Genomic DNA, 14,421 nt, shown 5'->3' with positions numbered 1-14,421 from the left:
CACGATCGAATACGTGACCAGCAGACCTGCCGCAGATCCGCACCTGCAGGACCTCGCGCGACTACGACGTGTGCGAGACCGTATCGACCGGGAGTACGCGCGGCCTCTGGACGTGGAGGCGCTCGCGCGGGGAGTGAACATGTCTGCGGGGCATCTCAGTCGCCAATTCCGTCAGGCATACGGAGAACCGCCGTACGCCTACCTGATGACCAGGCGAATCGAGCGAGCGATGGCGTTACTGCGGCGCGGAGACCTCAGTGTCACGGACGTCTGCTTCGAGGTCGGTTGCAGCTCTCTCGGCACTTTCAGCAGCAAGTTCACCGAATTGGTGGGGGTTCCGCCCAGTGTCTATCGGCGCGAGGCCGAGCAGTCGACAGCAGGAATGCCGTCCTGCGTGTCCAAACAAGTCACCAGACCGATCAGGAATCGAGAAGCGCAGACCGCGCAGCCGCAATTAACGTGATCGCCATGAACATCACCATTCACTCGAGTTTCCTTCCGCAGGACGACCCTGAAGCCGCCCTGAACTTCTATCGCGACACGCTCGGCTTCGAGGTTCGCAACGACGTCGGCTACGACGGGATGCGTTGGATCACGGTGGGGCCGCCCGGCCAGCCCGGCACCTCCATCGTGCTGCATCCGCCGGCCGTCGATCCCGGAATCACCGACGAGGAGCGCCGCACCATCATCGAGATGATGGCCAAGGGCACCTACGGCGGACTTCTCCTGGCCACCAAAGATCTGGACGACACGTTCGAGCGGCTTCAGGCCGGCGACATCGACGTCGTCCAGGAACCGACCGAGCAGCCGTACGGCGTTCGCGATTGCGCCGTCCGGGACCCAGCGGGAAACCTGATCCGTATTCAAGAACTGCGCTGAGCCCGTCAACTGCGCTGAGACCGTCGGCGATCGACTGACAGATGGAGACACGATGACTGCCTTGCACACCGCAGACAGCCACGATTTGATCCGCGTGCAAGGCGCGCGGGTGAACAACCTCGAAGACATCAGTGTCGAGATCCCGAAGCGGAGGCTGACGGTATTCACCGGCGTCTCCGGTTCGGGGAAGAGTTCGCTGGTGTTCAGTACGATCGCCGCGGAATCGCAGCGGATGATCAACGAGACCTACAGCGCTTTCGTTCAAGGATTCATGCCGACGCTCGCGCGGCCGGACGTCGATGTTCTCGACGGCCTGACCACCGTGATCATCGTCGATCAGCAGCGGATGGGAGTCGACCCGCGCTCGACCGTCGGAACCGCCACCGACGCCAACGCGATGCTCCGCATTCTGTTCAGCCGTCTCGGAAAGCCTCACATCGGTTCGCCTCAGGCGTTTTCGTTCAACGTGGCCTCGATCTCCGGAGCAGGCGCGGTCACGATGGAACGCGGCGGACGTCAGACGAAAGAGCGTCGCAGCTTCAAGATCACCGGCGGCATGTGTCCGCGGTGTGAGGGACGAGGGGCGGTCAACGATTTCGATCTGACCGCGTTGTACGACGACACCAAGTCGCTCAACGAGAGTGCGATCACGGTCCCCGGCTACAGCATGGAGGGTTGGTACGGCCGGATCTACCGCGGCTGCGGTTTCTTCGATCCCGACAAGCCGATCAAGAAGTACACCAAGAAGGAACTGAACGATCTGCTCTACAAAGAGCCGACCAAGATCAAGGTCGAAGGCATCAACCTGACGTACACGGGTCTGATTCCGCAGATTCAGAAGTCGTTCCTGGCCAAGGACGTCGACGCGATGCAGCCCCACATCCGGGCGTTCGTCGAGCGGGCGATCACGTTCACCACCTGCCCCGAATGCGACGGGACGCGACTGAGCGAGGGGGCGCGGTCGTCGAAGATCAAGGGCGTCAACATCGCCGACGCCTGCTCGATGCAGATCAGCGATCTCGCGGAATGGGTCAGCGGACTGAAGGAGCCTTCGGTCGCGCCGTTGCTCACGACGCTCGGTGAAACTCTCGACTCGTTCGTGGAGATCGGACTCGGCTACCTCAGTCTCGATCGGCCGTCGGGAACCCTCTCCGGCGGTGAAGCTCAGCGCACCAAGATGATTCGTCACCTGGGTTCCTCGCTCACCGACATCACGTATGTTTTCGACGAGCCCACCACCGGCCTGCATCCGCACGACATCGCGAGGATGAACGACCTACTGCTGCGCCTGCGGGACAAGGGCAACACCGTGCTCGTGGTCGAGCACAAGCCGGAGACGATCGTGATCGCCGACCACATCGTCGACCTCGGTCCGGGTGCGGGTAGCGCCGGCGGAAACGTCTGCTTCGAGGGCACCGTCGACGGTTTGCGTGCCAGCGACACCGTCACCGGCCGTCACTTCGACGACCGGGCCGCAATCAAAGAGACCGTGCGGGAGTCCACCGGAGCAATCGAGATTCGTGGAGCGAACTCACACAACCTCCAAGATGTAGACGTCGACGTACCGCTCGGCGTACTGGTCGTGGTGACCGGTGTGGCAGGGTCGGGCAAGAGTTCGCTGATCCACGGCTCGCTCGCGAAACGCGAAGACGTGGTGTCGGTCGATCAGAGCGCGATCCGCGGCTCGCGTCGGAGCAACCCGGCGACGTACACGGGGCTGCTCGACCCGATTCGCAAGGCATTCGCCAAGGCCAACGGCGTGAAGCCGGCGCTGTTCAGTGCCAACTCCGAGGGCGCCTGCCCGACGTGCAACGGCAACGGCGTCATCTACAGCGACCTGGCGATGATGGCCGGCGTTGCCACTCTCTGCGAGGAGTGCGAGGGCAAGCGCTTCCAAGCCGAGGTACTCGAATACAAATTCGGTGGCAAGGACATCAACGAGGTTCTCACGATGTCGGTGGCCGAGGCCGAGGAGTTCTTCGGCGACGGTGAGGCCAAGACCCTCGCTGCGCACAAGATCCTCGTCCGACTGGTCGACGTGGGGCTCGGATACCTCACGATCGGCCAGCCGTTGACGACGCTGTCGGGCGGTGAGCGTCAGCGCATCAAGCTGGCAACCCACCTGGGCGAGAAGGGCGGCGTGTACGTCCTCGACGAGCCGACCACCGGACTGCACCTGGCCGACGTCGAGCAGTTGCTCGGCCTGCTCGATCGACTCGTCGATTCCGGTAAGTCAGTCATCGTGATCGAGCACCACCAAGCGGTGATGGCACACGCAGACTGGATCATCGACCTCGGCCCTGGTGCCGGTCACGACGGCGGTCGGATCGTCTTCGAGGGCACTCCCGAGGAACTGGTCGCCGACGGCTCCACCCTCACCGGAAAGCACCTCGCGGCATACGTCGGCAGCTGACCGGGCTCCTACCTCAGGCGTCGATACCCAGGTTGATGACGGCGAGGTAGGACCCGTCCGACTGCTTTTCGACGGTCATGAGGCCGGTGTCGTCGTAGATGCCGTCACTGGCGTTGTTCGTGTTGTTCTCACGACCGGTGTGCTCGCTGTACGGGGACTGCGAGTACACCTCGTCGAGAAGGGTCTCGTCGAAGAAGGTCTGCGACGTGAGGACCGTTTTCTTGTCGATGTGAACCTTGACGTGGATGTGGGTGGTGCGGCCCATGTACCAGCCGGGAAAGATCGTGGTGAACTGCGCGATGCCGTTTGCATCCGTGGTCTGGGCGCCGCGCAGGTAGGTGCCGTCGTCGGTGGTGGTGGCTTCGGTGTCGCCGACGCTGTACGAACCGTCGGAGGTCTCACCGGACCCTCCCATGCCGCCGCCCATTCCGCCGGTGGCGCCTGACGGTGGTTCGCCCATTCCGCCTCCGGGTGCACCTGACGGAGGTTCACCCATCCCGCCGGCCGGGGGAGTTCCGCCACCGCCGCCGCCGTTGGCGCTCAGCGAACCGGATTCGAAGCCGGAGTACACGCCGCCGGCGTCGCAGTGCCAGATCTCGACGACGGCGTTACTGACCGCGCCGATGCTGCCGTCGACGTTGCACTGGCTGTTGTCCTGCACGCGCATCGCAACCTGCAGCGTGGTGCCCGGACGGTCCTCGCGGATGTCGCCGCGAATGGAGTCGACGTCGAACCAGTAGGGACCCTGCGTCTCTTCCTTGCTCATGACACACTGCGGTGCTTTGGCCAGAAGTGCGGTGACAGCGTCGCCGGACGTGGCCGCGGCGGAAGTGCCGGAAGTGGTTGTCGTCGACGCAGCCGCAGCCGAAGTCGTCGTGGCGGTGCCACTGTTGCCGGAGCACGCTGCGATGAGCCCGCCGAGACTGATGGTTCCGCCGAGGGCGAGAGCCCGCCGACGGCTCACGCGCAGCCTGCTCGCTTCGATGTCTTTGTTCACGCCGCTGTACCTCCATTGTGTGGGCTGTTGTCTCAATGGTGGACGGGCGACCTGGTGCGGAACTGGTTATCCGCTGTGAACTTGCTGGGAGAGCATCTGAATGCTCGAAGTGGCCCGCACATAGACCTGTCCGCCGGCGTCGACGATGCGAGTTTCGATCAGCGCGAGCCTGCGCCCGGCACGAATCACGGAGGCCTCGGCGCGCAAGACCGGCCCGCCGATGTCGGGTGAGCGCAGGAAGTCGATCTTGTGGTCGAGGACGCGATAGTCCTGGTCGACGCGGGTCAGGGTCTGGGCAGACAGGCCAGTGATGGCGTCGACTGCCGAGATGAGGACACCGCCCTGAACGGCGCCCAACGGGTTGGCCATCCAGGCCACGGTTGCGAACTCACCGACGACGGAACCCGGGGTCACGTCGACGACAGCAAGATCGAGGAGACCGGCGAGTGGACCGCGTTCGAGTTTGCCGTCGCGGATTCCTTCGACGACGTCGGACCCGGACAACCCGCTCAGGTTGCTTGTCTTCTCCGGCGTCGGGACGGGCAGCGGCTCGCCCTCTACGTAGTCGTCGATTCCCACGACGGGGGGACGCGAGACCACCATGGCGCGACCGGCCATCACTGCCAGAAGGGTGCCGTTCTCGTCGCGAAGTTGCCCGGATGCGAGTCCGACGCCGTCGTCGAGATGCACGAGTGTTCCGGTGGCACCGACGTCCGCGATGTCGGGGATGTCGGCGCCCGCACTGACCGTGACCTGCGCGAGCACGGACTGATGGCCCGAGGTCAGTCCCGAGTACACCGCGCCACCCATGGCACCGTCGATCATGACTCCGATGGAACCGAGCACGGTCTTGCCACGGTGATCGTGGAATCGCTCGCCGACGGCCTGCGCGAAGGCCAGGTCCCCGGGCTCGACCGAAACGGCGCGCACACCCATCAATGTGTTGAGTGGGTCAAGCTTCTTGACGGGCGCGGCGGAGTTGTCGATGCTCATCTGTCGAGTATCTCCAGCGCGCCGAGTCCTGCCGAGACCGGGTCTCAACCACCGATACGTGAATGCATCTCCCAGACGAGGACTTCGGCCCCGGCGTCGGAGGTCAGCTGCTGGCCACCCGAATCGCTCAACCGGACAGCATCGCCTTCGTACAGTGTGCCGACGCCCTCCATCTCGGCAGTGCCCTGCGCGACGAAGACGTGCAGGAACCGTGCGCCCGGAAGATTCACGGAGGTGCCCGGCAGAATGCGTGCGACATGCATGGCGGCGTTCTTGTTGTTGATGCGAATCGCCGAATGATCCTTGTAGCGCTCCATCCCGGAGGCAACCGGGATCAGACCGCCGCGCAGCAACTCGTCGTCGATCTCGAGCTGTTCGTAACCGGGGGTCAGTCCACCTTCGTCCGGTACCACCCACATCTGGATGAAATGCACGGGGTCGGAATGCTGTTCGCCGCCGATACGCCACGAATCGTTCTTCTCACTGTGCATGATTCCGGTACCGGCGCTCATGCGCTGGGCGAGTCCCGGATAGATGACGCCGGTGTGGCCGATGGAATCCTGGTGCACGAGCGAACCGCGAAGCACCCAGGTCACGATTTCCATGTCCTTGTGCGGATGGGTGTCGAAACCGGTTCCCGCCAGTACGGTGTCGTCGTTGTTGACGAGCAGCAATCCGTGATGAGTGTTGTCCGGATCGTAGTGCTGTCCGAACGAGAACGAATGTTTCGAATCCAGCCAGGAGACGCGGGATTTCAAGCGATCGCCGGAGCGGTGCACATCGATGTGCGGTGTCGTCCGTGGGGCCTGTGCTCGACCAGATGCCATGGCTCCTCCTTCTGTACCACCGGGATCCACCACAATCGGGATCCGCCACTACCGGCATCCACCCTACGACGAACCTGCTGTGTAGTCCGAACATTGGGCGTACTCGGTGGTGTCGTCAGTTCGTCGACGCGTGCATCTCCCACACGAGTATCTCCGCATCGCCGATTCCCTCGACTCGTTGACCGCCAGTATCCTTGAGTCGCAACGAATCTCCCGGACCGAGCAATCCGACTCCCTCGACGTCGACAGTGCCACCGGCGATGAAGCCGTGCACGTACGGCGCATCCGGGAGAGATACCGACCCACCGGTCTCGAGGCGAGCAACATGCAGTGCCGCATGTTTGTTGTGCAAGCTGATCGCGCTGTGATCGCGATGCGCGGGCATCCCCGACGCCAGGGTGATCAGGCCACCGCCGTCGAGTTCGGAGTTGATGTCGAGTTCCTGATAGCTCGGAGTCACTCCGGATTCGTCCGGGGGTATCCACATCTGGACGAGGTGAACGGGCTCGGTGACACGCGAGCCGTCGGCCCGGAAGCGATCGTTGCGCTCGGAGTGCAGGATTCCGGTACCGGCGCTCATTCTCTGCGCGAGTCCGCGATGGATGACCCCGGAGTGCCCAGCGGAATCCTGGTGAACCAGAGATCCGCTGAGCACCCACGTCACGATCTCGGTGTCGCGGTGCTGATGAGTGTCGAAACCGTAGTCGGCTTCGATGATGTCGTCGTTGTTCACCAACAGAAGTCCATGCGCGTACGCGGCGTGATCGAAGTTTCCGGCGAAGGGGAAACTGTGACGCGCCGTGAGCCAGCCGTAGTTGAGATGCGCGCGTTCGTCAGCTCGCTGGACGACTACCGACGACATGTCAGCTCAGCGTCTCGTGTGCCGCCGGGATGGATCCCAGGCGTCCGGCCTGGAAGTCCTCGAAGGCCTGCATGACCTCGGACTTGGTGTTCATGACGAACGGCCCGGCCATCGCGATGGGCTCACGAATCGGTTTGCCGCCGAGGATGAATACCTCGAGAGATTCGGTCCGTGAATCCTGGCGATCGGAGGCGGCGACGGTGATGGAGTCACCGCGTCCGAAGACAGCTGTCTGTCCGACACGAATGGGCCGACGCTCTGCCCCGACCGTGCCTTCGCCGGCGAGCACGTAGACGATCGCGTTGAACTCGGGGTTCCACGGAAGCGTCAGGCTCGCACCCGGGGCCACAGTCGTGTGGGAGAGCGCGATCGGTGTGTACGTCGAACCAGGTCCGGCGTGGCCGGCGATGTCTCCGGCGATGACGCGTACCAAGGCTCCGCCGTCCGGCGAGGAAAGCAGGGCCACCTTGTTACCGGTGATGTCCTGGTACCGCGGAGATGCCATCTTGTTGTCGCGAGGCAGGTTGACCCACAGTTGGACGCCGTGGAAAAGGCCGCCGCTGAGGACGAGGTGCTCCGGCGGAGTTTCGATGTGGAGGATGCCGCCACCCGCGGTCATCCACTGGGTGTCGCCGCCGCCGATAATGCCACCGCCACCGTTGGAGTCCTGGTGCTCCATGATGCCGTCGATCATGTAGGTCACGGTTTCGAAGCCGCGGTGCGGGTGCCACGGTGTGCCCTTGGGTTCTCCGGGTGCGTAGTTGACCTCGCCCATCTGGTCCATGTGGATGAAGGGATCGAGGGCGGAGAGGTCGATGCCGGCGAAGGCGCGGTGAACGGGAAAGCCTTCACCTTCGTATCCGACCGGTGCGGTGGTGATGCTCTTGACGGGGCGGTCGACTGCTGACTCTGCCGGCTCGTCGAGACGGGGCAGGGCCAAGATGTTCTCGACTGTCACAGCAGGCATGTCGTACTCCTTGTATCCGTGAAGCTGATGTCAGGTAGTTGATTGTTCAACTATCTCATTCGGAGTCAACAAAGTCGAGCCCCGGGTATTCCCGGGGCTCGACTGGTGTTCGGATCAGCGCAACATGCTGCCGAGGGTTTTTGCCGCTGCCATGACCTCGGCGCCCAGCGCTGCTTGGTCCTCGGAGTCGAACACGGAGATTCCGAGGCTGGAGATGGCGTCGCGGCGTCGGCCGGGGATCACCGCCGAGATTCCCAGGACCGACGGGATGACCTCGCCGACGGTCACTGCGTAGCCGCGTGCGCGTGCCGCCGTCACTTCCTCTCGTTCCCCGCTCGTCGGCGGGAGTGAGGCAAGGATGGAGAGCCCGGCGGAGCCGCGGTCGATCGGATCGACCTGCCCTGGATGAAACGCGACGTGAACCTTGGCGCTGCGCGGTTCGACCACCATCAGCGCGCGCACTTCGGTATCGCTCTCGCGGACCACCAGGTGCGCTGTCGCCTCGGTGGCCTCGGCAAGTTCTTGAAGTATCGGGCGAGCGAGAGTGCGCAAATCCTGTTCCACCGGTTCGGCGAGGGTGACCAGGCCGGCGCCGAGAGTGACGCGCTTGAAGGAGTCCTTGCGGCACAGGTGATGAGCCTCGAGCGTGCGGATCAACCGATGTGCGACGGTTCGGTGGACTCCCACTCCGTCGGCGATGTCGGTGACCGACAAGCCGTGCGGATAGGACGTCAGGAGTTCCAGGATCTCGAGTCCGTGGTGCAGCGTTTTCGACATGCTGGAGTCCACTTGAACTGCACTTTTGCGCGGTCGGTGTTCCTCGCTCAGCTCTGACATCAAATCCCTTTCTTGACGTTTGTGAGGTATGCCACCTACGCTTTGAACATATCGCACAGTGTGTGCGATTATCGCACACTTTACGAAGCTGCACAACCTTCGGGTGGATGCAGCGCAGCGTGTTCGGAGAGAACCTTCATGAGCAACTACAGCGTCGTGGCAACGGAGGACGTTGCCGCAATCCACCAGCTGTACGGCCACCAGAGTCATTGCATAGACTCTGGGCGCCAGCAGGATTGGGCGCAGACATTCACCGATGGCGGTGAGTTTCATTCCCCCAGTTATCCGGAACCCGTGGTCGGTTTCGACGACCTTGCGGCTTTTGCTGCTCGCTTCTTCGCGGCGGCGGAAGCTGCCGACGAGGTGCATCGCCACGTTCTGACCAATCTCGTCGTCGAGGCGGTGGACGAGAGTGCTCTCACAGTGCACGGGTACCTGCAGATCGTTGCCACCGCTCGCGGCGGAGACTCGCGACTGGTGCGGATGACAACTGTCACAGATCACGTGGTTCGGGTCGGTGAGGAGTGGAAGATCGCCCGCCGCACCGTTTCCCGCGACGACGCGCCCCGAGCGTCCGAACAAGCTTGAAGTGCCGAAATGTTTCTTGCACAACAATATTCAGTAGGAGAAGTACATCATGACCGAAAGCTCTGACCAGACGAACCCGGGCCGTACCGTTGTGACGCAGATGTCGGCGGTGTACCCGGAGTTGGCAGGCAAGGTCGCAGTGGTGACCGGCGCGGCTCAGGGTATGGGTGCGACGTTCGCCGAAGGACTGGCAACGCGCGGCGTACATGTCGTCGGCGCCGACATCAACGAAGAGCAGATGCTCGCCACGGCCGCACGAATCAACACGGACCTCGAATCGAATGCACTGGCGGACAAGCCGGGTCGCGTCGTCGGAGGTCGGGTCGACGTCACCAAGCCCGACGAGCATGAATTGCTTGCACAGTTGGCGTTGAAGGAGTTCGGCCGGGTCGATTTCTGGATCAACAATGCGGGTATCTTCCCGTTTGCGCTGGCCGAGGAGATCACCCCGGAGCAGATCGGCGCAACGCTGAGTGTCAATGTCGAAGGAGTGCTCTACGGTGCGCAGGCGGCGGCACGTCACCTCGGTCCCGGCGGCGCCATCGTCAACATGTCTTCGGTGTCTGCGCTGCGTGTGCGGAAGGGGAGGGGCGCATACTGCACGTCGAAAGCTGCCGTTGCGCACCTCACGGAGTCTCTCGCAGTGGAGTTCGGCGACAAGGGTATTCGGGTCAACTCCATTGCACCCGGCTACATCGACACGGCGATGACGAAGTGGGTCCAGGAAGATCCGATCGCGCTCGCGAACGCACTCGACGCGGTACCGCTGCATCGTCTGGGCTCGCCCGAAGAGGTCTTCGGCCCGCTGCTGTTCCTGCTCTCGGACAGCGCGCGTTACGTCACCGGGCACAGCATTGCGGTGGACGGTGGTTCGCGGCATGTCTGAGTCCACGACATATCCCGGCGTCGTTCTCGTTACCGGCGGTGCTGCCGGGATGGGAGCGCATCACGCGCGCACTCTCGCCGCGCGCGGTTCGCATGTCTGCATTGCCGATGTTTCGGATTCATCCGGCGTGGTCGACGACATCGTCGCCGCAGGCGGATCGGCATCCGCTCATATTCTCGACGTCACCGATGCCGAGGCCTGGGACCGGGTTGTCGACGAAATTCGCACCACCCGTGGGGAACTCGGCGGACTGGTCAACAATGCCGGTATCTCGCGTCGGCTCGAATTCATGGACACCCCGAACGACATCTGGGAGCTGACCATGAAGATCAACCTCTTCGGCCCGTTCTACGGTATGAAGGCGGTGGCGCCGCTGATGCGCGAGAGTGGTGGCGGATCGATCGTCAACATCTCGTCCATCGCCGGTCAGATCGGATACTTCTCTCCGGCTTACTCGTCGAGCAAGTGGGGTCTGACCGGTCTGTCGAAGTCGGCCGCAGGCAACTTCGCGCAGTGGGGGATTCGCGTCAACTCGGTGCACCCGGGACTGGTCGGTACGGCGCTGCTCGGCGGCGCGAACGACTTCGTCGCCGCGTCACTGAAGTCGGTTCCCTTCGGACGCATGGGAACTCTCGACGAGATCACCGAAGCAGTGCTGTTCCTGCTCTCGAACAGTTCCACCTACACCACCGGTACGGAACTCACTGTCGACGGCGGGTTGGTGTCGAACGGTCTTTACCACCGCATCATCGCGGAGACTGGAGAACTTTCATGACCGAACACTGGGACGTCGTTGTCATCGGTGGCGGCGGAGCAGGTCTCGCCGCTGCGGTGTCGGCAGCTGAAGAAGGCGCATCCGTTCTGCTGTTCGAATCCGAAACCGAACTCGGTGGATCCACCGCGCTGTCGGCCGGCATCTTCACGGCCGCCGGAACGAGCGTGCAGGCCGGCCTCGGCGTCGACGACTCGGCAGAGAAGTTCTTCCAGCACTACATGGACCTCAACCAGTGGATGCTCTCACCCGGATTGATTCGTGCGTTCTGCGAAAACGCCGGTCCGACACTGGAATGGCTCATCGGACTCGGCGTCGAGATTCCCGCGACGATCTCGGGTAACGCTCACCAGCCGGGACTCGCCCAAGCCGGCGTCGAGGACGTCTGGCGCGGCCACGTGCCCAAGGACCAGGGATACGGACTGATTCAGGTGCTGGACAAGGCTCGTCGTAAGCACGGGATCGAGGTCATCTTCGGAACACGGGTGCAGAAGCTGATCGAGGAAGACGGTCGGGTTGTCGGCGTTGTCGCCGACGACATCGAGGTGCCTGCGGGCGCCGTCGTTGTTGCCTCCGGTGGATTCGCGCAAGATCCGGGTTTGGTGGAACGCCACTTCCCGGACGCGAACAAGGCCGGAGAGGCCTTGTTCGTCGTCGCAGCCGAGGGGAGCCGCGGAGACCATCTTCGTTTTGCCGAAGACCTCGGTGCTTCCCTGGCGGGCGACGGCTGGGGTCTGATGCTGCCCACCGTCTACTTCCAGCGATTCCACCACTGGCAGGCCGGCTTTCCGCCGAAGTCGCGGATCTACGTCAACCAGGACGGCCGTCGTTTCATGGACGAGGACAGCTCGTACGCGGTCTCGACCGGCATCATCGACCATCAGGGTGGATACGGTTGGATGATCTTCGACGAGAACGCTCGCGTGAATCTGGCTCCAGGATATGCGGATTGGAATCCCGAACGCATCGAGGAAGAAGTTGCCGCCGGTGGCACGATTCGTGCGGACACGATCGAAGACCTCGCAGTGGCTACGGGTGTTCCGGTTGCGACGTTGGCGCAAACCCTGCGTCGATGGAACGACCAACTGCCCAGCGGTCACGACGACGACTTCCTCCGCCATCGCACGTTGCGGAACAAGGGTGCCGTCGGCAATCCGGATCCTATTGCGACAGCTCCGTTCTATGCCGCGAAAATCCTTCCGGCAGAGCTCGTCTGTACGCATGCGGGAATGGAGATCAACACCGATGCCGCCGTGCTCGGCAGCACCGGAGTACCTATCGAGGGTCTGTACGCCGCAGGTGAGGCCGGCGCCGGAATCCTCGGACTGAGATACGTGGGCGGCGGCAATGCGGTTGCCAACGCTTTGACCATGGGCCGCGTAGCGGGACGTAATGCGGCGAATTACACCAGGACCAGCGCTGAGAGCGCACCGGTCCATTCCATCGCGCACTCCTGACGTCCGACGTCTGCGCGGCACCGAATCCAGTCAGTATCCAATCCAGGCAGGGAACAACATGTCAGAGAATGAGACCATGGCGAGAGCCGAATCCACCGAGGGCAGCAGCGTGGCAACCGAACGACAGTCGACGACGAAGGTAATTCGCGCGGCCATCGTCGGTACCGTCGTCGAGTACTACGACTTCGGTATCTACGGATACATGGCCACGACGATCGCCGCGCTGTTCTTCGTTTCCCATGACCCGAACGCAGCACTGCTCGGTACCTTTGCAGCATTCGCCGTGGCCTTCTTCCTACGCGTGCCCGGCGGCATCTTCTTCGGCCACATCGGCGACAAGTACGGCCGCAAGAACGCGCTGTCCTGGACCATCCTCCTGATGGTTCTCGCGACAGCCGGAATGGGCCTGCTGCCGACTTACGCCACGTTGGGTGTGTGGGCGACGTCCATCCTGGTTCTGGCTCGTTGCCTGCAGGGCTTCGCGGCCGGCGGTGAACTCGGCGGCGCCAACGCGTTCGTCTCCGAGTCCGCTCCCAAACGGTGGCGTGCGACGCAGACCTCGATGGTCAATACCGGCACCTACCTGGGTTCGCTGGCAGCTTCGCTCATGGCCCTCGGCCTGACGTCGGTGTTCTCGCAAGAGCAGATCCTCGAATGGGCTTGGCGTATCCCGTTCCTGCTCAGCCTGCTGATCGGTGGCATCGGTATCTGGATCCGCAGCCAGATGGAAGACACTCCTCAGTTCGAAGAACTGCAGGACAAGGGTGAGACCAAGAAGCTTCCCATCCGTGAGTTGCTCAGCACCTCCGGTGGCAGCGTCGTCAAGATCATCCTGCTGGGCGCACTCATCACCGGCGGTTACTACATCGCCTCGGTGTATGCCGCGACGTACCTGCAGACCACCGGCGGTCATTCGTCGCGCGTTGCTTTCCTTTCCACCTCTCTTGCACTGGTTCTCGGCGTCATCACGTTGCCGATCTCGGGATACATGGCAGACAAGTACGGGCGTCGGCCGGTGCTGTTCGCCGGTAGTGCCGCCGCAGTGGTTCTCGGAATCCCGATGTTCATGATGATGGCCGGTTCTGGCATCTGGCAGGCGGTTGTCGGTCAGTCAGTGCTCTTCATCTGCGTTTCCGTTGTCAACGGTGCTTCGTACGTGACCTATGTCGAAATGCTGAAAGCATCTGTGCGGTACAGCGGTCTGGCATTGGGTAACAACGTCACCAACATGTTCCTCGGTGGCACCGCGCCTTTCATCGCCACCTATCTCATCAGCTTGACCGGTAACTCTCTCGCTCCGGCTGGATACTTCGTCTTCTGTGCGGTGATCACCCTCGTCACGGTCTTCTTCATCAAGGAGACCAAGGGTGTTGAACTGCAGGTTGATTGATCATCGGGTAGAACAGGAGCCTGACCGTGTCCCTCGCTGACAAGCAAGAAATCACCGAAGTTCTGTATCGCTACGCTCGGGCCGTCGATCGGAAGGATTTCGACAGCGTGGCCCTCTGCTACTTCGACGACGCGATAGACAACCACGGTGGTTACATCGGAACCGTCGACGGGCTGATCGAAGACATGAAGCTCAGACACAAGACGATCGACTCGTCGATTCACTGCATTTCCAACATACTGATCGACGTCAACGGCGATGTCGCTCAGTGCGAGTCGTACTGTTTGTGCTTTCTGCGGCAAGAGCGTTCCGGTACGGATACGGTGCAGACGCTTGCGACGATCAAATGCCGTTACGTCGACAGGTTCGAAAGGCGCCACGGTGAATGGCGAATCGCCGATCGGATTGTCGTGTTCGACGAATCCCGTGAAGACGTGATCGAGAACATCCTGTCCACGGACTGGGTGACGCAACGTCGATCCTTCGACGATCCGGTGTACACCAGGACGCCTTGACCAGTAGTGCAGACGAAGGCCTTCACACACATCGTGTG

The 14,421-nt window shown here is 62.6% G+C and carries 15 protein-coding genes; 9 read left to right on the top strand and 6 right to left on the bottom strand.

Annotated features, from left to right (window positions below):
- Positions 1-13 precede the first annotated feature (13 nt).
- From M0639_RS24105 to M0639_RS24095, 3 genes are read left to right on the top strand one after another with little or no spacing between them, the layout of a single operon-like run.
- Complete coding sequence (locus M0639_RS24105) at positions 14-463, top strand: helix-turn-helix transcriptional regulator (protein WP_030535180.1); 450 nt, start codon at positions 14-16, stop codon at positions 461-463.
- A gap of 5 nt (positions 464-468) precedes the next feature.
- Positions 469-879, top strand: coding sequence for a VOC family protein (locus M0639_RS24100; RefSeq protein ID WP_054800782.1), 411 nt, complete (start codon positions 469-471; stop codon positions 877-879).
- A gap of 52 nt (positions 880-931) precedes the next feature.
- Entirely contained in the window at positions 932-3,292 is a 2,361-nt protein-coding gene (locus M0639_RS24095; protein ID WP_064073467.1) for an ATP-binding cassette domain-containing protein, read from the top strand.
- Between the two features lie 13 nt (positions 3,293-3,305).
- On the opposite strand, the gene M0639_RS24090 is transcribed toward M0639_RS24095, so the two are convergent.
- The 6 genes from M0639_RS24090 to M0639_RS24065 form a co-directional block, all read right to left on the bottom strand.
- Positions 3,306-4,289: an intradiol ring-cleavage dioxygenase gene (locus M0639_RS24090; protein ID WP_064073466.1), complete on the bottom strand. Its 984-nt coding sequence runs from the start codon at positions 4,287-4,289 to the stop codon at positions 3,306-3,308.
- 66 nt (positions 4,290-4,355) lie between these two features.
- A complete protein-coding gene (locus tag M0639_RS24085) occupies positions 4,356-5,282 on the bottom strand; it encodes a PaaI family thioesterase (protein ID WP_064073465.1) in 927 nt (308 codons plus the stop codon).
- Between the two features lie 44 nt (positions 5,283-5,326).
- Positions 5,327-6,109, bottom strand: a complete 783-nt coding sequence (locus M0639_RS24080) for a pirin family protein (RefSeq protein ID WP_003940511.1) — start codon at positions 6,107-6,109, stop codon at positions 5,327-5,329.
- 115 nt (positions 6,110-6,224) lie between these two features.
- Positions 6,225-6,971: a pirin family protein gene (locus M0639_RS24075; protein ID WP_003939960.1), complete on the bottom strand. Its 747-nt coding sequence runs from the start codon at positions 6,969-6,971 to the stop codon at positions 6,225-6,227.
- A gap of 1 nt (position 6,972) precedes the next feature.
- Complete coding sequence (locus tag M0639_RS24070) at positions 6,973-7,938, bottom strand: pirin family protein (RefSeq protein ID WP_007731415.1); 966 nt, start codon at positions 7,936-7,938, stop codon at positions 6,973-6,975.
- A gap of 114 nt (positions 7,939-8,052) precedes the next feature.
- Positions 8,053-8,775: an IclR family transcriptional regulator gene (locus M0639_RS24065; RefSeq protein ID WP_003939719.1), complete on the bottom strand. Its 723-nt coding sequence runs from the start codon at positions 8,773-8,775 to the stop codon at positions 8,053-8,055.
- A gap of 138 nt (positions 8,776-8,913) precedes the next feature.
- Here M0639_RS24065 and M0639_RS24060 point away from each other — a divergent pair, with 138 nt between their 5' ends.
- The 6 genes from M0639_RS24060 to M0639_RS24035 all read left to right on the top strand — a co-directional run bounded on the left by M0639_RS24060 (position 8,914) and on the right by M0639_RS24035 (position 14,383).
- Positions 8,914-9,363 (top strand): nuclear transport factor 2 family protein, encoded by a 450-nt coding sequence (locus M0639_RS24060; protein WP_007731417.1) that lies wholly within the window; start codon positions 8,914-8,916, stop codon positions 9,361-9,363.
- Positions 9,364-9,412: 49 nt separating this feature from the next.
- Positions 9,413-10,249, top strand: coding sequence for an SDR family NAD(P)-dependent oxidoreductase (locus tag M0639_RS24055; protein WP_064073464.1), 837 nt, complete (start codon positions 9,413-9,415; stop codon positions 10,247-10,249).
- Positions 10,242-11,024, top strand: a complete 783-nt coding sequence (locus M0639_RS24050) for an SDR family NAD(P)-dependent oxidoreductase (RefSeq protein WP_064073463.1) — start codon at positions 10,242-10,244, stop codon at positions 11,022-11,024. The genes M0639_RS24055 and M0639_RS24050 overlap by 8 nt, the downstream gene beginning before the upstream one ends.
- Positions 11,021-12,478 (top strand): FAD-dependent oxidoreductase, encoded by a 1,458-nt coding sequence (locus M0639_RS24045; RefSeq protein WP_050654819.1) that lies wholly within the window; start codon positions 11,021-11,023, stop codon positions 12,476-12,478. Before M0639_RS24050 ends, M0639_RS24045 begins: the two co-directional genes overlap by 4 nt.
- A gap of 76 nt (positions 12,479-12,554) precedes the next feature.
- Positions 12,555-13,868 carry an MFS transporter gene (locus tag M0639_RS24040; protein ID WP_007731424.1) on the top strand — a complete coding sequence of 438 codons (1,314 nt, stop codon included), beginning with the start codon at positions 12,555-12,557 and terminating at the stop codon, positions 13,866-13,868.
- Between the two features lie 26 nt (positions 13,869-13,894).
- A complete protein-coding gene (locus M0639_RS24035) occupies positions 13,895-14,383 on the top strand; it encodes a nuclear transport factor 2 family protein (RefSeq protein WP_030535188.1) in 489 nt (162 codons plus the stop codon).
- Positions 14,384-14,421 lie beyond the last annotated feature (38 nt).

Origin of the sequence: Rhodococcus qingshengii JCM 15477, assembly GCF_023221595.1 — a bacterium.
GTDB lineage: Bacteria > Actinomycetota > Actinomycetes > Mycobacteriales > Mycobacteriaceae > Rhodococcus_F > Rhodococcus_F qingshengii.
The sequence above is the reverse complement of the archived record's forward strand: the minus strand, read 5'-3'. Positions and strand labels throughout refer to the sequence as shown.

What these genes read in the sequence shown, in the direction of transcription:
- M0639_RS24070 (WP_007731415.1), bottom strand. Translation starts at nt 7,938, where the DNA reads ATGCCTGCTGTGACAGTCGAGAACATCTTGGCCCTGCCCCGTCTCGAC.
- M0639_RS24050 (WP_064073463.1), top strand. Translation starts at nt 10,242, where the DNA reads ATGTCTGAGTCCACGACATATCCCGGCGTCGTTCTCGTTACCGGCGGT.
- M0639_RS24100 (WP_054800782.1), top strand. Translation starts at nt 469, where the DNA reads ATGAACATCACCATTCACTCGAGTTTCCTTCCGCAGGACGACCCTGAA.
- M0639_RS24075 (WP_003939960.1), bottom strand. Translation starts at nt 6,971, where the DNA reads ATGTCGTCGGTAGTCGTCCAGCGAGCTGACGAACGCGCGCATCTCAAC.
- M0639_RS24065 (WP_003939719.1), bottom strand. Translation starts at nt 8,775, where the DNA reads ATGTCAGAGCTGAGCGAGGAACACCGACCGCGCAAAAGTGCAGTTCAA.
- M0639_RS24085 (WP_064073465.1), bottom strand. Translation starts at nt 5,282, where the DNA reads ATGAGCATCGACAACTCCGCCGCGCCCGTCAAGAAGCTTGACCCACTC.
- M0639_RS24095 (WP_064073467.1), top strand. Translation starts at nt 932, where the DNA reads ATGACTGCCTTGCACACCGCAGACAGCCACGATTTGATCCGCGTGCAA.
- M0639_RS24055 (WP_064073464.1), top strand. Translation starts at nt 9,413, where the DNA reads ATGACCGAAAGCTCTGACCAGACGAACCCGGGCCGTACCGTTGTGACG.
- M0639_RS24080 (WP_003940511.1), bottom strand. Translation starts at nt 6,109, where the DNA reads ATGGCATCTGGTCGAGCACAGGCCCCACGGACGACACCGCACATCGAT.
- M0639_RS24040 (WP_007731424.1), top strand. Translation starts at nt 12,555, where the DNA reads ATGGCGAGAGCCGAATCCACCGAGGGCAGCAGCGTGGCAACCGAACGA.
- M0639_RS24060 (WP_007731417.1), top strand. Translation starts at nt 8,914, where the DNA reads ATGAGCAACTACAGCGTCGTGGCAACGGAGGACGTTGCCGCAATCCAC.
- M0639_RS24045 (WP_050654819.1), top strand. Translation starts at nt 11,021, where the DNA reads ATGACCGAACACTGGGACGTCGTTGTCATCGGTGGCGGCGGAGCAGGT.